General features: G+C 46.7%; 16 protein-coding genes. 7 read left to right on the top strand and 9 right to left on the bottom strand.

The window, feature by feature from the left end:
• Positions 1-12: 12 nt before the first annotated feature.
• Genes C7R94_RS07685 through C7R94_RS07695 form a run of 3 tightly spaced genes read right to left on the bottom strand, consistent with a single transcriptional unit; the run spans position 13 to position 3,737 of the window.
• The gene (locus C7R94_RS07685; RefSeq protein WP_106779634.1) at positions 13-1,146 is read right to left on the bottom strand and encodes a GerAB/ArcD/ProY family transporter; all 1,134 of its coding nucleotides are present in this window, start codon (positions 1,144-1,146) and stop codon (positions 13-15) included.
• A gap of 21 nt (positions 1,147-1,167) precedes the next feature.
• Positions 1,168-2,211 (bottom strand): Ger(x)C family spore germination protein, encoded by a 1,044-nt coding sequence (locus C7R94_RS07690; RefSeq protein ID WP_233220495.1) that lies wholly within the window; start codon positions 2,209-2,211, stop codon positions 1,168-1,170.
• A 50-nt stretch (positions 2,212-2,261) separates the two neighbouring features.
• Positions 2,262-3,737, bottom strand: coding sequence for a spore germination protein (locus tag C7R94_RS07695; protein ID WP_106779638.1), 1,476 nt, complete (start codon positions 3,735-3,737; stop codon positions 2,262-2,264).
• A 155-nt stretch (positions 3,738-3,892) separates the two neighbouring features.
• Here C7R94_RS07695 and cdaS point away from each other — a divergent pair, with 155 nt between their 5' ends.
• Positions 3,893-4,507, top strand: coding sequence for a sporulation-specific diadenylate cyclase CdaS (cdaS, locus tag C7R94_RS07700; RefSeq protein ID WP_047069158.1), 615 nt, complete (start codon positions 3,893-3,895; stop codon positions 4,505-4,507).
• A 103-nt stretch (positions 4,508-4,610) separates the two neighbouring features.
• Here the strand turns inward: cdaS and C7R94_RS07705 are convergent, their stop codons facing one another.
• Positions 4,611-5,837 carry an aminopeptidase gene (locus tag C7R94_RS07705; RefSeq protein ID WP_106779641.1) on the bottom strand — a complete coding sequence of 409 codons (1,227 nt, stop codon included), beginning with the start codon at positions 5,835-5,837 and terminating at the stop codon, positions 4,611-4,613.
• Positions 5,838-6,084: 247 nt separating this feature from the next.
• Between C7R94_RS07705 and pepF the strand changes: the two genes are divergently transcribed.
• Both pepF and C7R94_RS07715 read left to right on the top strand, forming a co-directional pair.
• Entirely contained in the window at positions 6,085-7,884 is a 1,800-nt protein-coding gene (gene pepF, locus C7R94_RS07710) for an oligoendopeptidase F (protein WP_106779644.1), read from the top strand.
• An 81-nt stretch (positions 7,885-7,965) separates the two neighbouring features.
• On the top strand, positions 7,966-8,295 hold the full coding sequence (locus tag C7R94_RS07715) for an MGMT family protein (RefSeq protein ID WP_106779647.1): 330 nt from the start codon (positions 7,966-7,968) through the stop codon (positions 8,293-8,295).
• Here C7R94_RS07715 and C7R94_RS07720 read toward each other — a convergent pair.
• Positions 8,292-8,651 (bottom strand): Lin0512 family protein, encoded by a 360-nt coding sequence (locus C7R94_RS07720; RefSeq protein ID WP_106779649.1) that lies wholly within the window; start codon positions 8,649-8,651, stop codon positions 8,292-8,294. The two genes, C7R94_RS07715 and C7R94_RS07720, sit on opposite strands and share 4 nt — an antisense overlap.
• A gap of 169 nt (positions 8,652-8,820) precedes the next feature.
• Between C7R94_RS07720 and C7R94_RS07725 the strand changes: the two genes are divergently transcribed.
• Complete coding sequence (locus C7R94_RS07725) at positions 8,821-10,785, top strand: ATP-dependent DNA helicase (protein WP_106779651.1); 1,965 nt, start codon at positions 8,821-8,823, stop codon at positions 10,783-10,785.
• Positions 10,786-10,828: 43 nt separating this feature from the next.
• Here C7R94_RS07725 and C7R94_RS07730 read toward each other — a convergent pair whose 3' ends face one another.
• A complete protein-coding gene (locus C7R94_RS07730) occupies positions 10,829-12,445 on the bottom strand; it encodes a multicopper oxidase family protein (protein ID WP_106779654.1) in 1,617 nt (538 codons plus the stop codon).
• 1,313 nt (positions 12,446-13,758) lie between these two features.
• On the opposite strand from C7R94_RS07730, the gene C7R94_RS07745 reads away from it, so the two are divergent.
• Positions 13,759-15,834, top strand: coding sequence for an acyltransferase family protein (locus C7R94_RS07745; protein ID WP_106779657.1), 2,076 nt, complete (start codon positions 13,759-13,761; stop codon positions 15,832-15,834).
• A 173-nt stretch (positions 15,835-16,007) separates the two neighbouring features.
• On the top strand, positions 16,008-16,895 hold the full coding sequence (locus C7R94_RS07750) for a DMT family transporter (protein ID WP_047069166.1): 888 nt from the start codon (positions 16,008-16,010) through the stop codon (positions 16,893-16,895).
• Between the two features lie 71 nt (positions 16,896-16,966).
• Here C7R94_RS07750 and C7R94_RS07755 read toward each other — a convergent pair whose 3' ends face one another.
• The 3 genes from C7R94_RS07755 to C7R94_RS07765 all read right to left on the bottom strand — a co-directional run bounded on the left by C7R94_RS07755 (position 16,967) and on the right by C7R94_RS07765 (position 19,849).
• Positions 16,967-17,494 (bottom strand): GNAT family N-acetyltransferase, encoded by a 528-nt coding sequence (locus tag C7R94_RS07755; protein WP_106781216.1) that lies wholly within the window; start codon positions 17,492-17,494, stop codon positions 16,967-16,969.
• A 29-nt stretch (positions 17,495-17,523) separates the two neighbouring features.
• On the bottom strand, positions 17,524-18,462 hold the full coding sequence (locus C7R94_RS07760; RefSeq protein ID WP_106779659.1) for an alpha/beta hydrolase: 939 nt from the start codon (positions 18,460-18,462) through the stop codon (positions 17,524-17,526).
• A gap of 76 nt (positions 18,463-18,538) precedes the next feature.
• Positions 18,539-19,849 carry a helix-turn-helix domain-containing protein gene (locus C7R94_RS07765; RefSeq protein WP_106779662.1) on the bottom strand — a complete coding sequence of 437 codons (1,311 nt, stop codon included), beginning with the start codon at positions 19,847-19,849 and terminating at the stop codon, positions 18,539-18,541.
• Positions 19,850-20,245: 396 nt separating this feature from the next.
• On the opposite strand from C7R94_RS07765, the gene C7R94_RS07770 reads away from it, so the two are divergent.
• Entirely contained in the window at positions 20,246-21,178 is a 933-nt protein-coding gene (locus tag C7R94_RS07770) for an ABC transporter permease (RefSeq protein ID WP_106779664.1), read from the top strand.
• The last annotated feature ends 2 nt before the right edge of the window (positions 21,179-21,180 follow it).

Raw genomic sequence — 21,180 nt, forward strand, 5'->3', positions numbered from 1 at the left:
CCCGATAGATATCTATCGGGCATTTTCTGTTTCTGTCCCGGGAGTCTGGTGTCGTGCGGTACTTCGCTTTTTCCCCCAGAGAAGGAAGAGCAAGAACAATAGCGGGATATAGCCATAAATGAAAACGAGGCTCACTTTCCCATAAAAATCGAGTGCCACGAGCAATGGAGTCGTACCTTCGAGCAGATAGGAACCCATTGCCAAAGATATGAGGAGAAGCAAAAGGGAGCGGATTTGACTGATGCCCAATAGTTGTTTCATTCCGCGGGTAACCCCCCATAGATTGAGACAGATGTTTGGCAAAATCACGAACAGCCATAGAGAGATCACAATGAACTCCAATCGCTGCAAAATCGGAATTTCGACGATTTTGAGCATGGTCAACGTCGGCCAAATAATCTTATCCAGTTCACCGTGGCTAAACATGAGAAATGTTACGATGGCGACGGCTACATATAGAAGCGTGCTGATAAGGACGCCAGCGTGGGCCCATTTTTGCGAGTGAGCTGCTCGCTTGATAAACGGGTAGTAGAAGAGCACTAATTCAAAGCCCATATAATTGATAACAGCGTCTTTGGCAGATGCGATCAAAGCGGTGAGGTTATGTGAAAACATCGGGAACAGGTTATTTGGGTGAGCGTACTCGAAAGGGAATAGAAATAAAGGAAGCATTAAAATCGCCGGAATCACCACACCTAAAAAACAGACGCCCGTAACCGTGCGAAAACCGCCAGCAACAATGTACAAAATGAGGAGCAAGATTATTAGCGTCGTACTCCACGTATGCATGAGAGGGAAAATAAACTGCTTCACAATACTGACGTAAGAACGCAAGATGAGAAAAGCAGCCATCCAGACGTAGATCAATACGACAAAGCTCATCAGCTTTCCTAGCCATTTTCCAAAGCAGAGCTCGTGAAGGGAGAACAGATCTTGGCTGCCCGCATTCAACATAAAATAGAGCATCCAAATAATGAGATGGATGCTTGCCCCGGCAAGTAGAAGGGAGATCCAGGCATCGTATCCAGCATGGGCTACGATTGTCCGTTGAAAGCCCAGTATCCCGATCCCCACGATATTGGCATGCACAAGAAAGAATACAAAAAAAGGTGAAACCATCGCGCTTTCCCGAATGGAAGTACTCACCTGATCCCTCCTGGTTATTCATTACTCACCCGTTTGCTCCAGCTTAATTGAGGCCGTCACGGCGATTTTCATCTGTGGATACATCTTTTTGAAGTGGGAGTTGTCCCATGACGTGCTTCGACTGCGCACGAAATCACCAAATCCAACCGGATCAACTTCAAGCTTCTGCAAATGCTTTACAAAAATCGTCGCCTCCTTTTGCAGGTAGGAGGAAAGCTCTTTTTCCATTTGGCGCAATACCTGTGGATTGGATAATTGCAGCCACTCCGAATAATCGCTGATTTGCCCATTTACTATGAGCTTTACCCTGATGCTGGGAACAGATTCTGTCATATTGACATCGAAGGCGGCATGGGAATGCAGATTTTTCAACATCCCTGTTTCTTTTCGATTCTTGATCGTCACCTCAAATGGAATTTGGCCACTCTTGGCTTTTTCAACCATGATTTTTAACAAAAAGCTTTCTTTCGAATTGATGCGATGCACGAATTTGTCATCTCGAAAAAGCGCGAGACCATCCAGCTTCACTCTGTCATTATGCATCACGAAATAGGGAAGGTAAGGATCACGGCCCTCGCCGTATAAATTGAACAAGAAAATATGCAGGTTGGTCTTGGGCAAATTCAGTGTTTTGATATTTTGAGCGATGCTATCGGAGATGAAAAAAGGAATTTGCATATGACGGATGCCTTTCAGAATCGTCAATGCCTTTGTATCCGCCACAGCGAGTTGAAGGCGAAAACCAATAGAGGGGTCGCGGCAAAGTGTATGTACCAGCGCTTCCACTCCGTTTTCAGCATATTTTCTCCCAACAATGACGGAACGCAATTGCCCTAGCTCTACTTGAGAAGGTGTGAGGGCATTAAAATCAGGGAGGATTGTAAATAAATTCGAGCTTTTTGTTTCCAGCAGCTCTATCTGTGTCTTTTCCTTTCCATACACGTGAGTGATAGCTGCCCCTTTTATTTTTTGGTCTTCGAGATCGAGACCGAGTGAATGAATCAGTTGTACTTCGCTGACGATTCGAGTCGAAGAGCAGCCAGTCATGATCCATATCAATAACACCAGAATCCATTTCCTCTTTGCAACCATGGTTTCTTCGATGGCTCCTTCATCTATTCATCAATATCTCTTTTCTGAGTGGCCTTGTCAGGATCGTATCTCCACTGTGAGATGACGCGCATAATAGCAGACCTTCTGGCCGTTCTGCTATAGGAAGAGCGAATGAAGCTGTCCGCGAAGCTGCGTCTGCGAAAAGGGTAAAGCGGAGCAAGGTAAGGTGTTCCTAATGATTTAAGCTGAAGAAGATGAGTCAGCATGAACATGAGACCGATGGCAATCCCAAGCCCGCCCCATATTCCAGACAAAATAATGAGCGGGAAGCGCAGGAAACGGATCGTATTTGACATTTTGTAGATGGGAGTAGTGAAAGAGGCAAGCGCCGACAGAGCAACGATGATCAGCAATATATTACTGGTCAAGGCTGCTTCTACTGATGCTTGACCAATGACGATTCCACCTACGATTCCAAGAGTCTGTCCGACCTTTGTCGGGAGCCGGGCACCTGCTTCTCGCAAGAACTCGATCGTCAGCTCCAAGAAAAGCACTTCCAAGACGGGAGGAAAAGGGACGTACTTCCTCGATAAAATGATGGGAGCCAGCATGTCTTGCGGAATCATTTCCAAATGAAAAGTGAGAACCGCCGTATAGGCAGGGGTCATCAAGATAGAAAAAAGCACACCAAAAATACGAATCAACCGAAACAAGGACGATAAAATCCACGGTAAATAATAATCCTCGGGAGAAATGAAGAAATCAAAGATCGTGGTTGGACCGGTAATGACATACGGAGATGCATCAGAAATAATCACGATCTGCCCGAGAGTTAACGCATAAATGACCCGGTCAATCCTTTCTGTAGACAGAAACAGTGGGAAAGGGGTATTCGAATTATCACTCATGATTTGATCGAGCTGTGATGAATCAAAAATGATATCGAAGTCGATCGTCTGTAGTCTTTGCTCAACGGTTTCAATGTGCTGAGGATTCGTTATGCCAGACAAATAAACGACGGCGATGCGGGTATGAGAGAGCGTACCTAAGGTTAATTCTCGAATGATTAATTTGGGTGTGCTGATTTGTTGACGGATAAGATGCAGGTTGATATCGATGTTTTCAACAAAGCCTACCTTTGGTCCAACAACACTAAACTCATTTTCCGTGTCGTTATCAGTTCGCAGTCCTTCAGTCGGATTGGCTAAATTGATAAGGGCGAAGAACTGTAGATTGTCTTTCGATTGGATGGCTGCATAGCCTGTCATGATTTTTGAGACGACTGTCTGTATGTCGTCTGTATAAATCATATCCTCTACATGGAGAAAGCGGGAAAAGTGGCGCAGGTCCGTAATCGCTTCATTTGCTTCCATACGCTCTTGAAGGGGGCGCAAGAGATTTTTTTGCAGCAGCTCTGTTTTAATCAAGGTTTGATAGTATGAAATAACAAAAGGACTTTCCTCGTTGATCAGGGGGTAATGCTTAAAATCATTCGATTCTTGTGCGATGGAAAGAAACTCATTCCATTCCGTTATCATGTCGGTTTCGCTCCATAAGCTGTTGATCATTTGTGTTTTACTATGTCCGGTTAACAGTGGAATTATCATCTAAGAAATAGAATGATTTCCTATAGGGAGGGGAACAATCAAACAAAGAACGAAGCGTGAAGAGAAATGGAAATTGAGGGGTTCATATGCTGGAAGTTAACTGTGACACATCATCGCTGAAGGCGGAATTGCTGCAAGAGCTGAGGGGAATATCCGTTACGCTAGATGAGAGCATCCATGCGTTAAAAAATGAAAACGAATGTGTGCTCGGGACGTTTGATCAAATACGGACGAAGTTTAGCCGACTCGAAACAGTAGCAGCCTCCTTTTATTTACAATGCTATCTCTCACCCTATACGGAAAAATATTTGGATTTATCCAAGGCCGTGCAGCACCTGGCCAAAAGGCGCCAAGGAGCATTGATTGTCGTTGAGCGTGAGGACCCGCTTGATCAGCTGCTACAAGCAGGCATACCGATTGAGGCTGCGATGAGCCATTCCTTGCTGGAGTCGATCTTTTATCCTGGCAGCCCTTTACATGATGGGGCCGTCCTGATTCGGGAAAATCATATCGTTTCCGCGGCCAATGTCCTGCCATTATCTCAGGTTGTGGTAGGGGAAAAAAAGCTGGGAACCAGACATCGTGCTGCGTTGGGCTTGAGTGAAAAAAGCGATGCGCTGATCGTCGTTGTTTCCGAGGAAACGGGGAAAGCGTCCTTTGCCATGCAGGGACACTTGTATCCGATAATTTCCCCTTCATGAAAGTGCTCCGGGGAAAAAATGTTGTATCCGAGAACAGAAAGAGGCTGGATTTGTCATGGATGACAGAAATCCAGCCTCTCGCTATGCCATTCTCACGTTAGCTTCAAGCCCAATTTCCGTTGCGGAATAATGGTTCACGCTTGCCGTCAGCTGTTTCTCCATCAATGTTCATCTCGGCAGAGCCGATCATGAAATCGACATGAGTGAGGCTGATATTGATACCGTGGCTAGCCAATTCTTCATTGCTCATGTCAGCGCCACCTTCAATATTCACACTATAAGCGTTCCCGATCGCCAAGTGGTTGGACGCATTTTCATCAAAGAGCGTGTTATAGAAAATGATATCTGATTGCGAGATAGGGGACAGATGAGGAACCAGAGCCACTTCCCCCAAATAATGAGAGCCTTCATCTGTTTCAATTAATTGCTTCAGGGATTCTTCTCCCTTTTCAGCAGTTGCCGAGACAATTCTTCCGTTTTCAAACGTCAACGTAAAGTTCTCGATCAAATTGCCATGATAGCTCAAAGGCTTGGTGCTGCGAACGGTTCCGTTGACACCTTCTTTTAATGGCGCGGTGAATACTTCTTCTGTCGGCATGTTGGCCATGAAGGAGACACCTTCTTTATTTACGCTACCGCCGCCAATCCAGATGTGGTTGGCAGGCAACTCGATCGTCAAATTGGTGCCGGGAGCTTCGTAATGAAGGTAGCGGTATTGTTTGGCGTTGAGCTGATCCACCTTGCTGTTCAATGTCGCATGATGGTCATGCCAAGCTTGGACAGGGTCATCCATATCTGCGCGAGTGGCGCGGAAGATCGCATCCCACAGGGCAGGCTCCTGTTCCTCTTGTGGCAAATGCGGGAAGACCATGGCAGCCCATGCAGGTGATGGAACTGCCAGCACGCACCAGCTCACTTTATCGGACATGGTATAGCTGCGGAACTTATGGAGAGCTTGACCCGCTGTTTTGTTGGCAGTAGAAATGCGGTCTAGATTTACACCCTTCAGCAAATCGGGATTCGCTGCAGAAATGTAGAGAAACGCCGCGCCATTTTCCGCCATTTCCTCTAACCCTTGTACCTTCCATTGCGGGTATTCTCGAAACGCTTCATCAGGAGCCAAATCATATTTCATCCGTGTGAGTTCATCGTCGGTCCAATCAATATGTACGTGCTTGGCACCCGCTTCGTACGCTTTTTTTGCTACCTTTCTCACAAAAGGAGCAGTAGATAGTGGAGCTGTTACTACTAACGTTTGCATAGGCTGTACGTTCACGCCGACTTTTACAGCGAGATCAGCGTAACGGTCAAACAAGGTTTCAAAAGACATCGTTCATTTCCTCCTTTTAACAACAAAAGGCTTACTTGCATTCTATCTATTTTACCTTCCTCCCCGAAATCACCTGCTTATGATTTGAAAGAATTTCCTAGGAAAGCGCAGAAAAAGACAGATTACGGCCTAATTCGAGCAAGTTATCCACTTGTTTATTTTGATTAATTGTAGGAAAATTCAAATGAAAAGGCAAATTTATTACATAAAAAATATTTTATTGGCAGAATTAAAGGAGGCAGTCATAGTGAAGACAAGACAGACACGTGATCAAGTCGCTGTCGAGTATACGTGGAACCTGAACGATCTGTTTGAGAGCCAGGAAGCGTGGGAGCAAGAATTAGCAGAAATTATACAGCATCTGCCTGTCGTCACAGCATTCAAAGGTCAGCTGCATAAGAGTGGAGAGACGTTGTTGGCATGCTTAGAGGCAAATGAGGCGATCAATGTTCGGGCGAATATTGCAGCGACTTATGCCAGACTGCGGTCGTCTGAAGACGGGACGAATCCACAAAACCAAGCGAACTCTGCACGAGTAGGGGATGTCGTGTCTCAGCTAAACGCTGCGCTTTCTTTTATACCCTCCGAGATTTTGGCGTTGCCTGAAGGAAAAATCGAGAGCTTCTTGAAGGAAGAGCCAGGACTCGAAATATTCCGCAAAAGCCTGAATGATTTGCTGGAAACAAAGCCTTACCGACTGTCGGCTGAGACCGAGGAAGCATTTGCGGCTATGGGCGAGGTTTTCGGTGCACCATACAACATTTATTTGCGCGGAAAGCTGTCGGACATGTCATTTGTTCCTGTCCATGATGGGGAGGGAAATGAGCGTCCTGTATCCTTCGCGCTGTTTGAGACTGATTATGAGATGTCTTCCGATACGACGCTGCGCCGTGCTTCGTACGAATCCTTTTCGAAGACACTCGCTTCTTACCAAAACTCCTTCGCTGCGGTATACGCGTCAGAGGTGAAAAGACAAACCGTCATGTCCCGCCTGCGTGGTTATGAAACCGTAACGGACATGCTGCTGAAGCCACAGCAGGTTACACTGGATATGTACCACAATATCCTGGATATCATCGGAAATGAACTCGCTCCGCACATGCGGCGCTATGCGAAGCTCAAGGCAAAAGAGCTCGGTCTCGAAAAACTTGCCTTTTGTGATTTGAAGGCACCGCTAGATCCAGAATTCAGCCCGCCAATTACGATTGAAGAAGCTGGGCAAAAGATACTGGCATCCTTGCAAGTGATGGGGCCTGAATATACAGCCATTATGGAAAAAGCGCTGAATGAACGCTGGATCGACTACGTAGACAACGTGGGCAAATCGACAGGTGCTTTCTGCTCAACGACCTATAGCAAGCATTCTTATATTCTCATTACGTGGTCGGGAAATATGCGCAGTGCTTTCACGCTGGCTCATGAGCTGGGGCATTGCGGACATTTTATGCTGGCGACAAGAGAGCAAAGCTTTACGAACTCTCGTCCATCGCTGTACTTTATCGAAGCGCCTTCCACTCTCAATGAGCTCTTGCTCGCGCAGCACATCGTGGAGCAATCCGACGATCCTCGTCTGAAGCGTTGGGTCATTTTGCAATTGATGAATACGTATTACCACAACTTTGTCACGCATCTGCTAGAAGCGAGAATGCAACGAAAAGTGTACGAAGGAGCGCAAAAAGACGTACCTTTGACTGCTAAACAGCTCTCTGAATGGAAAGGGCAAGTGCTCGCAGACTTCTGGGGTGATGCAGTGGAGCTGGACGCGGCAGCAAGTCTCACATGGATGCGCCAACCGCACTATTACATGGGGTTGTATCCATACACGTACGCAGCTGGTTTGACCGCCTCTACAGCAATGGCAGCGAGCATCAAGCAAGAGGGACAGCCTGCCGTTGACCGTTGGATCGAGGTGCTCAAAGCCGGGGGAACACTAACGCCGCTGGAGTTGATGAAAAAAGCTGGCGTGGATATGTCAGATCCGCAGCCAATCCGTGAGGCAGTCGCCTACGTCGGCAGTCTGGTTGACGAGCTGGAAAGACTGTTTTAACCTGAAATAAGAAGAAAAGGCTTGTGATCTTCGAGGAGTCACAAGCCTTTTGATTGGATCAAGCAAGAAGGAGTAGTCATCATGACCGAATTTACGCAGCGCGCACTTAAAATTATTGACGGGATTCCAGCGGGCCATGTCATGACTTACGGGCAAATTGCTGCGTTGGCCGGGAGTCCGAGAGCTGCCAGACAAATCGTTCGCATCCTTCATTCCATGTCCAAAAAGCACAAGCTTCCTTGGCATCGGGTTATCAACGCCCAAGGAAAGATAGGACTGCAAGATTTGGATTCGTTCACGCTGCAAAAAATGGCCTTGGAAAGCGAAGGGATAGTTGTGTCAGTAGCAGGAGAAATAGAGTTGGAGCGTTATCAGTTTCACCCACATGTAGTTGATGAGCCGGGATTCTAGTATCCTACCTCTACCGAAGCGATGACGATATAGGCAAGATCGTTCTTGTCCTCTTTTTCAGCGATCACGACCCCACTGCTCGTCAGCATGCCGCCATCGACGATATCGAAGGAGACTTCCCCGTAAGGCAGTGCTTTACGAACCGTTTCCAAGTCGAGCTTGTCCTTGTCAGCAGGAACGGCCAGTCTCACATTTACTTTCATGTTATGGATATCGTTTCCTGGCAGGACAGAACGCAGTCCAGGCATCGAATTATGATGGATAGCATTTTGTACAGCGCGGATTGCGGCTTTGGTGACGTTTTGTCCATGCATGTCGATGCCCATTCCTATTTCAATAAACATTACTTTTTCCATAGGTTTGTTCACTCCTATTTCATTCTACTTTTTTACCATCCTTATCTTACCACGAAATGGAGTGGTTTTTTCTCTCATCTATATTGTGTTTATCGTCAAGACATGTCATCATTACATTTTGGCAATTCTATGCTTGACGATTCTTTTCATTATTGGAGGCAGGTCACAATTGGAACGTTATCCTTTTGCCTACGATCCGTCCCAACCGTTCATCCCTCAGGTGAGTGATTGGGTAGCGGACGTTTTTTATGAAGTATTGCCTGAGGCTGGATTCGAGGTGCGTGATGAGCAAATCTACATGGCCTTTCAGCTTGAACGGGCTTTTATAGAAAAGCAAACGATTTTTGCAGAGGCGGGAGTTGGTACGGGGAAAACATTGGCTTACTTGCTGTACGCCATCTGTTATGCACGATATACCAGAAAACCGGCGATTATTGCCTGTGCCAATGAGTCGCTGATTGAGCAGCTCGTAAAACCGGAAGGCGATATCGCCAAACTGGCTCGTCATCTCAACCTGACGATTGACGCGAGACTCGGAAAATCTCCGGACCAATATCTCTGTTTGCGCAAGCTGGATGAGGCGAGATTCCAGCCTGAGACAGGCGAAGCTTTCCAGTATATTTATCAAGAGCTGCCTTCATTTGTTCATACACACGAGGCCTTGCAGTCGTTTTATCCGTACGGGGATCGTAGCACTTATCCTGACCTGGATGATCAAGAATGGGCGCAGATGAACTGGGATACTTTTCAGGATTGCTTTGTGTGCGACAGACAGCACCGCTGTGGGCAGACCCTTTCCAGAAATCATTATCGTCAATCAGCCGATTTAATCATTTGCTCCCATGACTTTTATATGGAGCATGTGTGGACCTATGAGATCCGCAAGCGCGGAGGTCAACTGCCGTTGCTGCCACCGCATAGCTCCGTCATTTTTGACGAGGGTCATCTGCTGGAGCCTGCTGCCCAAAAAGCATTGACGTACAAGCTGAATCACTCCGTCTTCGAAGAAACGATTACGCGAGTGTTGAAGGGTGAGATCAGGGAAGAGCTAGCTATTGCTATTGAAGAAGCCATTGCTCAGAGCGAGGAGATGTTCTCGCGATTGAACGAAGAGAGCAAGGCTGTGAAGGGCTCCAACCGCAAAGAAATCCATTTTCATCCGGAACTCATTGCAACCATCCACCGTTTTACGAATCTCGTCAGTTGGATTGAAGAAGAGCTGGCGCTAGAGGGTGGTCTGTATACGTTGGACGAGTTCCAGCTGCGGATTGTCGAGGAGCATCTGGAAATGATGCAGTTGGCTCTGGGACTTTTCCAGGACCCGGATCACGTCATTTCCTGGATGAGTGAAGAGATTACAGGCCCAACCTTGGTCGTCATGCCAAAAAAGGTGCAGGAGGTACTGGAAGAGCGCGTATTCTCACAAAAGATGCCGATTGTCTTTTCCTCAGCGACTCTATCTGTTGATGGATCGTTCAAGTATGTGGCGGACAGCTTGGGTATAGAGCAATACCTGTCGTTCTCGGTGGCTTCTCCATACGAATACGACAAGCAAATGGAGGTATACGTACCGACACTCTCTGCGACCGACTCCTTTGCGGAAAAAATGAGCCAGGCTAGCCAATTGCTGCAAAAATCAGGAGGTAGTGCGCTTCTGCTGTTTTCCTCCATGGAGGAATTACAGCAATTCAAGGCCGCTATCAAAAACGATCCTACCTGTACGGATCTGCGATTCTTGTTTGAAGGAGATGCAGAAATCAGCCATCTGATCTCTCAGTTCCAAAACGACGAGAAAAGCAGCCTTTGTGCGGTGAGCCTGTGGGAAGGGCTGGACGTTCCGGGGCCTTCGCTGTCCAATGTGATCATTTGGTCACTGCCATTCCCGCCGAATGATCCGGTGTTTACAGCAAAACGAAAAAGTGCAGCGAATCCTTTCGACGAGGTAGATATGCCTTACATGCTGCTGAGACTGCGTCAAGGCATCGGGCGCTTGATCCGTTCGCGAGAGGATAGCGGTCTGGTGTCGATCTTGAGTCCGCAATTGAGCCAAAACGACAAGCTGAGACAGCAAGTAAAGGATGTTTTCCCAGCTGGCGTAGAATGGAAAACGTCTTTGGACGGTGTGTTGACGTAATGAAAAAGCAGGAAGCCATGAAGGCTCCTGCTTTTTTCTATGGCTATTCCGGCATGTTGCCTACTGTTGGGTCGACAACGAAATCTGGCTGGAAGCCTTCATATTTTACTTCGGATACCATCCCTTGCGCGGCATGGCCCAAATCGTGGCAGTGGAACATCCAATCTCCTGGATTGTCTGCTTCGAATGCGACTACGTAGGATTCACCCGGTAAAATGTTCAGCGTATCCTTGACCAGAGGGGAGCCTGTGATAGGCTGTCCGTTTTTGCTTAATACTTGGAAGAAATGTCCGTGCAAATGCATCGGGTGGATATCTTTTGGTGATTTGTTCACCAGCGTGACTTTGACCAGATTTCCTTTTTTGACGTTGAGCGGAGGGACATCTGGGAACGTTTTTCCATTGATGGTAAAGGCCATTTTTCCATCTGCCGTTTCCGTGTTCAGATCCATTTGATACGTGATGTCATATTTCTGCTCCAGCGTAAAGCTGCTTTTTGCCGCCTCGCCGTATTTGGTAATGTCTATCGTCGGCATATCGCCAGCTTCGGATTTGGCTGTTTTTGTTTCCGAGCCTTCGTAGAGGATAGGCACGACCAGCGACTTGGCGCCTGGATTTGTGCTGCGCTCCTCCAATAACCATTTGCCCGGATTGTTAGCGACGAATTCGAGATCATATCGTTCTCCCGGCCCGATAGTGAGGAGCTGGCCGCCTACGAGGGGCGGATTATTGATAGGTTGCCCGTCTGTTGCCACGATTTTAAATTCATGACCTTGCAGGTGCAGCTTGTGGTTCAAGTATCCGGCATTGATCAGGCGGATTCTGACCTTCTCTCCTTCTTTAACAGATAGCGGCAGGATTGCCGGGCCTGTTTTTCCGTTCACGGAAAAGATCGTATACATCAACGGCATCATCTCAGCGTCACTCATGGGCATCTCCATACCGGCCATGTTGTGACCACCAGAGGACGAGCTATCGGAAGAAGAGGAACTCGTGCCGTGACTCATGCCACTTCCGTGCATTTCCGCCATGCTATCGTCCTGCATCCATTCATCGAGAACGAGGGTAAAGTCCTTGTCAGCTGGCTCTGGCGTAGTCGGTTCTACCACGAGTGAACCGTACAAGCCTTTGTCTACCTGCTTGGCGCTGTTTTGATGTGAGTGGTACCAGTATGTCCCGGCAACGTCCGCCTTGAATTTGTAGGTGAAGCTTTCGTTTGGTTTTACGGCATTTTGGGTCACACCAGGGATTCCGTCCATATTATTCGGGACGGGTAAGCCATGCCAGTGAATGGTAACCGGCTCGGGCAATTCGTTTTTCAACGTTACGCTGATGGTTTCTCCTTGTTTGACACGAAGCTGTGGGCCTGGAACGGTCCCATTGTACGTCCATGCGTTTTTCATGGTCTTATCATCGAGGTGGAGCATAGTTTCCTTTGCCGTAAGGGTAAAGGTATTGCCTGTAAGCACCTCCATCGACGAGTCGCTGGAAGCAGACATTTGCTGCGGCTGCGTTTCTGCTGGTGCTTGTGGTGAAGAATTCATGTTGTGTCCATTATGATCCATCGTGGTATTGTCAGTGGTAGTGGAGCATGCGGATAACAGCAAAACGCCACCTAGAACCAAGGGATAAGCCCACGGGCGTATTTTCCGTTTGTTCATGTGCAATTTTTCCTCCTTTGAGCTATTGGAGAAAGCGTACCAAACGATTGTGTAGAAAACATGAAGACATAGATGTATGACACTTCTGTTACGCATTTTGCAAAAATGGGAAAGTAAGCGTGAACAAATGCTATAATGGAGTATCGTACATACAAGTAATCAGTAGAATCGGACAGGGATGGTGTTCACGTTTGGGTAACGTAGATTTTGCGAGCTTGCCTTGGAATGTTTTTTGGGTTGGAGTCGCTTATTTTTTGGTCACAGGAGTCTTTTTCTGTCTTGGGTTTATGCGGTTGCTTTCCGAACGGGTGAAAAGCGGCATTGTATGCATGGTGATTGCGGTTGTCAGCGGTGGTTTTTTCTTAAATTATTTGTTTACTCATCATATTTAAATTGGGATAAATTAAGCGAAAATCCTCGTCGGTGCTGGTAATCGATGGGGATTTTATTTTTGTCTTGTGTTTCCTGTTTCAATTGGAGAAAATGGTAGTGACAGGGGAATAACCGTTAGAAGACGCTATACATATTAGCTTTTGGATTTGGTCTTACATCATGCAGAAACTTATTGGCTCAAAGGTTTATCAACAAATGACAATCAGGAATGTCAATACAACTCGCAAAATTTACGAACGGATCCAGGCTGTTGATCCGTAAATCTTTTGTGACAAGTAAACACGTTGCATTTTGCATCTGACAGTGGTGGTCTGCGATGATCTACGATCGAGAAGCTGATGGGGGAAAGTATACCAGCAGCTTCTTTTTTGTTCCGCGTTTTTTCCGGGAAAAAACATGGTCAGAATGTAAACAGTTTGTAACGAGTTATCCCCCGAAATCGTCATATAATCAGGTTACAAACAACTATTCAGCAAGAGTCTAACGTAAGACAAGGACCGGGTAATTTCCTTGTGAAACCATCCACTATAAGGAAGGTGTGGTGCATATATAAGGGAGTAAGAGAACCAAAAAACAACGAGATAGTGAGTAGTTCATCACATCCTGAATACGGGCAACGATGATGGGAAGAATTCATTTTCCATAAAGATAATGAACGAGACCAACCCCCGTTTTCGCACGATTCCAAAAAACAGGGGTTTTTGCATTCATAGAGCACGCAATTCCCGATGTGTAATGACTGCCCCCAACAACAAATGATGAAAGCAGAACGGAAGTAAAAAGGGGAGAATGTTAGATGTTTTGCATGGCGAGCACGAAGAATCACCATAAAAAAATGAAAAGGACGATGGGTACGAAAAGAATTAATAATCAGAACGAATTTATCACTCGCCAACATGCAACGATAGGAGGCCACCAGCATGCCTGAACCGATCAAAGGCTCCAGCAGTCGATACATGGCTGGGATCGACGGGCTTCGTACGCTGGCGGTACTCGCAGTCATTATTTATCACTTGAATTACGACTGGGCACCCGGGGGATTGCTGGGTGTCGGGATTTTCTTCGTTTTATCGGGATATTTGATTACAGACTTATTAATTGCAGAATGGAATCGGAATGGAAGACTCGACATGAAAGACTTTTGGTTGCGCCGTGCCAGAAGACTGCTCCCAGCACTTTTCCTCATGCTGTTTGTGGTGATGGCAGGAATAGCCATCTTTTCGCCAGACCAGTTGAAAACGATCCGCGGAGATGTAGGAGCAGCCGTTCTGTACGTAAGTAACTGGTGGCTGGTCTTTCATGACGTATCTTATTTTGAAAAATTCGGACCGCCTTCACCATTAGGTCATCTGTGGTCATTGGCAGTAGAAGAACAGTTCTATGTCATTTGGCCGCTGGTGCTCGCGCTGGGACTACGCTTCCTGAAACGCAGGGGTCCAATTATGATCATTACTCTGGTGCTGGCTGCACTATCCGCCATCTCTATGGCCGTTTTGTATGAGCCAGGTCTTGATCCGAGTCGCGTTTATTACGGAACGGACACACGGGTATTCGGGTTATTGATCGGTGCCGCGCTCGCCATGATGTGGCCGAGTCGCTTGCTAACGACGAACATTTCGCAAAAAGCGCGAATTACGCTTGATTTAAGCGGTCTCTTGAGCTTAGGAATTCTTTTGTACAGCATTTGGAACACGAATCAATATGATGATTATTTGTACGAGGGCGGGCTTGTCCTTCTGTCTGTCGTCAGTGCCGTGTTGGTCGCCGTACTCGCACATCCGGCAAGCAGCTTGGCGAACTGGATGGGCTGCAAGCCATTGCGCTGGATCGGCGTTCGATCTTACGGGATATATTTGTGGCATTACCCTGTTATCGTTTGGACGAATCCGTTTTTAGCGGAAAGAGAGTGGATGGCGGTACCTGGAGCGGTCTTGCAGCTCGTCGCAAGCATTTTGCTAGCTTCGTTGTCATTTAAATATCTCGAAGAGCCTATTCGTTACGGTGCGTTAGGGAGAATCTGGCATCGTTCCAATAAGGCGGGGCAGAAAACAAAACGGTTAAACCGTGTATTGGCAACCGGTTGCGCGATTGCTCTTTGTGTCACGTATTATGGGATCGCTTCGCTCACGTCAGATGCGACCGCTGGAAATGTGACACAGCCAACTCAAATGGTCACGGAGACAAAGGTTCCTGATAAGCCCCATGGTCCTGAGGTGCCAATCGTAGAGAAGAAGCCGGAGACGGTTCAAAAACCAGCTACTCCACCAACAAAGCCGAAAAACGAGCAGAAGACAAATAACAACGGACAAAAGCAGAAGCCTGTGGAGAAGCAGAAAGATTCGAATGCTTCCAAACAGCCTAACCCAAAACAAGAGCCGATAAAAGCAATTGGCTCCGGTAAAGGAATCACTGTGATTGGTGATTCTGTCATGATAGACGTGGCTCCTTACCTGGAGAAGCTTTTGCCAGGAATCGTCGTGGATGCCAAAATCGGAAGGCAAATGGCGCAAGCTCCTGAGGTGATTGCCCAGCTCAAGGCAAAAGGGCAATTGGGAAACCGCGTCGTAATTGAATTGGGCTCGAACGGTGCCTTTAGTAAAGGGCAGCTCGACAAGCTGCTGCAATCACTCGATGGCGCAGAGCAAATTATTCTCGTCAATTCTCGCGTACCTAAACCGTGGGAAAGCGTCGTGAATAAGATGCTGGCGGAAACGGCTGCAGCCCATCCGCATGTCGTTCTTGTGGATTGGTATACGGCAAGTGAAGGACAAAGCTCTTACTTTTACAAAGACGGAGTTCACCCGAATAAGGAAGGCTCGCAAAAATACGCGGCACTCGTGGCGAGTGCAATCGCGCCGACGGAGCCAGAGAAGAAGCCGGAAGTGAAAGAGGAAGAGAAGGCGAAAGAGAAAGAGCCGGCTGTAGAAGAGGCAGGGCAGATGGAAGGGGCACTAGAAGCAACTGAGGAAGCCCCTTTGGAAGAAATGGTACAATAAAACAAGGGAAGACCAGTGAACCAAGTCGTTCGCTGGTCTTTTTTATGTGACAGTGCGTACAACCAAACATAATTTCCATCAAACAATAGCAGATCCGCTCATGGACTTTTTTCGCACTCTCCTGTACGATAGCTAACGGAAGAATAATGTATCGGGTGAAAGAAGGAACAATCATGATTCGGTCGTACTTGCTGTTGCTTTTTTGTGTGACGCTGTGGGGCAGTAATTTTGTGTTCGGAAGCATGCTGGTTAAAGAGTTTCCTCCGTTGTTTTTGGCAGATGTACGCTTGCTTTTCACATCTATGTTTCTCATCATTTACGCGTGGCTGACCAAAAAATTCGTAAAAATCACAGCTCGTGAGTTAGGACTTCTTGTATTGCTCGGCTTGATTGGGACGCTGGCGAATCAAACGGCGTATTTCAATGGGCTCTTGACGACAGACGCGACAACGGCATCGTTGATTCTTTCCCTGTCACCGATCGTCACCGCAGTGCTGGCCTCCTTGTTTTTGAAGGAGCAGTTTACCTTGCGCATGAAGATTGGATCTGGCTTGGCGCTTATGGGAACATTCTTCGTAGTCGGTGTTGGGGCTGGACTCTCCATTTCCAAGGGAGTCTTACTCATTGTGATTGCCATGGTCACATTCTCGTCCTCCATGATCATCATTCGCAAACTGACGCAAACGATCCAGCCGTTTATTGCCACGGTGTACTCGACAACGGTTGGCACTTTGTTTTTGACTCCTGCGGCGTTGTTGACGATCGAGCCCGGGGCGCAGATCAGCCATGAAGTGTGGGCATGGGCGATGCTCATTTTGACCGCAATCCTCATGCAAGGAATATGTGGAATCGTCTGGAATCAGCAATTAAAAGTGGTAGGGACGGGCAAAGCAGCTATTTTTCTTAACTTGCAGCCCTTTGTAGCGATGCTGGTCGGATTTTTGCTGCTTGGTTCACAGGTGACTTCGATTCAGGTGGGAGGCTCCTTGTTGATCGTCGTGGGTGTGATTGTTGCCAGTGTTCAAAAGAAACAATCTGTTCAGCCATCGAAATCGGTATAGGGCTTACTTGCTCATAAGAAAAGGACCTGATGGGAAGGTCCTTTTTTGCATGGAAGGAAAACGAATGGATGCTATACGAATTTGTACATCAGGACATCATCTGCGTATTCATTCTCAGCCAGCTTGAATTCTTTCACTTTTCGTCCTTCTTCCACAAATCCAAGGCTTTTGTATAAGGCAATCGCTCTCAGATTGTTGGAGAACACCCCCAAGCTCACTTTTTCAATGAGCGGATGTTGCTCAGTCCATGCTAACAACTCCTTCAGTAAAACCTTGCCGATGCCCTTATTTCTGTGAGCTTTCTGGATCATCATCGTGATCGAACCTGTATGGGACAAACGTTTGCGAGCCGGAGATACGAACACGACCATGCCAGCCAACTCACCGTTTATTTCCGCTACGACCATGGTTTCCCTGTCATTGTCGATGATGTTTTGTATCCACTCAACCTGCTGCTCCATGGTTTTGTTGAACTCTTCGGAAACAGCAATAAAAAATTCACCTTCACAAACCACTTCACGCTGCAAAGATAAAATGGCTGCCGCATCCTCGATACGAACGAAGCGAATGGTCACTTTGTCGTCTTTATTTCTAGTCAATGATTTCATCCTTCCTACCATGGTGATGCCTACACCTTGAAAGCTTTTCGTAATTGCGCCGACATTTCATCCAACGATTCTTGCGCTTGCTTGATAGTAGTATGGAATCCAATGAAGGAATGGATCAAGCCTTGTTCATTCCGATAGACGACATCGACACCGCTATTGCGTAGCTTGTCCGCATATGTTTTTCCGCCATCCCGCAAAGGGTCGTATTCGGCTGTAATCACCATGGCAGGAGGCAGTCCAGTGAGATCGGCTCCGTTGATCGGATCAAGATATGGATTTTGTAGATCGGCTGGCGGTAGATAATGAGAGAGGAACCAATTCAATAATTCCACATCCATCAAATAGCCACTTGCATTTTCCAGCATGGATGGGTAGGGAGCGGTGTCCACAATTCCTACGGCTGGATATATTAGTAATTGAAATACGATAGGCGGGCCCTGTCGTTCTTTAGCCATGAGACTCACGACGGTGGCAAAATTACCTCCGGCGCTATCTCCCCCTACCGCTATCCGCGATGGGTCAATGTCAAACTGATCGGCATGGTCCGAAATATATAGGAGAGAATCATAGGCATCTTCCAATCCAGCAGGGAAGGGATGTTCAGGAGCGAGCCGATAATCAATAGAAATGACCACACATTTTGCGTTATTTGCGAAGTTGCGACATACTGAGTCTACCGTTTCGAGATTGCCGATTACAAATCCGCCTCCATGATAGTAAACGAGTGCAGGGAAGGGGGCATGTCCTTCTGGTGTGTATATGCGAATCGGAATGGAACGACCTTCTAAGGGAAGCGATAGATTCTCGACCTTTTTTACCAGTTCGCGTTCCACGCTTGAATCTCGATTTTGATCAGTCGCCATTCGCATCATCTGTGGGGTCAATTGGTTAAAATCAACATCATGACGTGAGCGGTTGAAGACGTCTAAAATTTGTTGAATCTGTGGATGAACGGGCATATGACAACCTCCTTTTTGATCGTTGGATATTAGATAGGCTATGTGCTCGGCTTACGCCTTCTTCATGGAGAAACATTTACGTGGTTTGTGGGGAGGGGAGTATACGATAAATTTTCCGTGGGCGCCCCCGGTTCGTTGGCGTCTCTTCCCCAATGAGCTCGATAATGTTGTGCTCTGCCAAGTCACTTAAGATTCTACGCGCATTGCGAGGGGTCATACCCATCCATTCCGCGATCATCGAAGCGCTGATATATTTTTGCCCCAGCGCTTTTTGGACAGAGAGGATTTTGTTAAACGTCGTAATGCTGACACCAGCTTTTTTCAGATTTTCGCTGATTTCTTTGTCCTGTGTCCAATATTCGTAGCTGATGCTGTTCGGCTGACGCAGCGGTCCTTCAATCGAACCGTCATAGTCAACGAGGATCACGGCATCCCTATGGTTTTTGGCGTGACCGAGAGCGAGTTGTGCATTGCGCTCAGCAGACAATGCTGTTACACCAAAGCCGATTCCCATATTCGCATGCGAATGGGTGAGCAGCTTGATTTTTTCCAAAAGGATCGTAGGGTGAAAATCTGGATTGTCTTCATACGATCCGCGGGTGGAAAAAATAATGAACTTGGAATTGCCGACCGCGACGAAGCTACCGGAAATCGACTCTGTGTAATCGAGGACGAGCTCTTGCAGCTTCAAGTCGAGGCGGCGCAGCTCGTACGCGTTTGCAGGTTCATTTACGAGCTTTTCCATGTCGGATACCTCAATCAATTGAACAGCAATTTGGGATCGCTTGAAGTGGAGCGTTTCACCCTCTTGCAAAATCTGCTTGAAAATCTCTCGAAATATGAAGCGCGTAAAGCCCATTCGGTATACTCTGATTCCCAGTCGTTTTAATTCTTCTGTGACGAATAGCGTTCCCGTGACACAAGCGTCTACCTTGCCTTCCTGGATAAGGCGGGTATGGTAAGCAACCAATTCAGTTCTCTTTCTGAATTCTTTATACGGCTTTAGGTATGGATTCTCACAGTGCAGGCCCAATTCCTCTAAAGTCTCACGAAAATGCGCTTCCGAAACGGTATCAAAGCTCACGCGATCCAAAGACAAGCCATCGCGGTACACCAATTCGAGCAATACTTTTGTCAGGACACTTGAATTGACTTGCGGATAAAAGGCTTTTTTCTTGCCAATATGCGCTTTTGCCATCGAGTAGGGGGCGACTCCAGAGAAGAACCAGATGTCTGTTTCCATATCATTTTCGGCTACATAGGCAGGTACTTGTTCCACTCCTTGATAAATAAAGGAGGTGAGCAGGATCTGGTCGGAAAACTCTCGTCCCACAGCTACCATTGCATCTACTGAATCTTTTGGACCGACTATGCCAACTTTTATCATCAAAATGTCCTCCAAAAAAGTTAAACTACGGGATAAACAATTCGTCAGGAAGGAAATCCATCCTTTTTTCGGCATTTTAGTATGCCAGTCATTCTTATATAAATAGAGTATAACCCATCGAATGGGTATGCGAGCTGTAGCGACCGCGAGGATTTAAAAAGGGATGTTTTAGGGAAAATTTCCGTATTAATTATTTTATATTTGACAACTTTCAGCAAATTCCTTTAAGAATCGATGTAAAAAATAAAAAAATCAGAATTGACATTAAATAATCACAGCACTATATTGTTGAATTAAGGAATGTTTTAGGTCAATTTCCGTTAAAGATTTCTCAAAAGGAGGGTGCGTTTAATTTTCTTAATCTTTTTGCAAGTCTGGACTAGGGGGCTCGAATAGATGGCGCGTTATTTACTTAAAAGAATTCTGATGATGATACTCACATTGTGGATCATTGTAACGTTGACTTTTAGCCTGATGCATATGATCCCTGGAGATCCATTCGCGTCGGAATCAGATCAATTGCCCGAGCAAATATTGCTCAATTTGCGTGCCAAATACAATTTGGATGAACCGCTGCCGATGCAGTATTTGCTTTATCTAAAAAGTTTGGTCATGCTCGATTTAGGACCTTCTATTAAGTCGGAGACACGCGGTGTCAATGATATGATCAAAGATGGCTTCGGTTCATCTGCACTGATCGGTTTGCAGGCGATAGCGGTTGCCCTTTTTTTCGGACTTTTATTCGGAACAATTGCGGCATTAAACCGAAATACCTGGATTGATTATGCGGCAATGGTTTTAGCAGTATTGGGGATTGCTGTACCCAGCTTCATCATGGCGCCATTGCTTATTAATTACTTGGCAATCAAATGGCCGTTGTTCCCAGTAGCAACGCTTACCAGCTGGAAACACTCGGTTCTGCCTTCACTCGCACTTGCTTTTGGACCGTTAGCGATTATTACACGCTATATGCGGACGAGCATGATCGACGTAATGAATCAGAATTACATACGGACCGCTGAGGCAAAAGGAATTCCGACTTTTCTGATAGTAGTCAAGCATGGAATCCGCAATGCGATTTTGCCGATTGTCACGTTTATGGGACCGCTTATCGCAGGGTTGTTAACTGGAACGTTCGTCGTCGAAAAGATTTTTGCGGTACCAGGGATTGGCAAGTACTTCGTCGATGGCATTTTCAATCGAGATTATCCCGTTATTCTTGGAACGACAGTATTCTATAGTGCCATCCTGGTGCTCATTATCTTCTTGATTGATTTGGCCTATATGTTCATCGATCCACGAATCAAACTATCGAGTAGGGGGAGGTAGCC

The sequence above is a fragment of the Brevibacillus sp. NRRL NRS-603 genome (assembly GCF_003013445.1).
In the GTDB taxonomy this organism is placed as follows: domain Bacteria; phylum Bacillota; class Bacilli; order Brevibacillales; family Brevibacillaceae; genus Brevibacillus; species Brevibacillus formosus.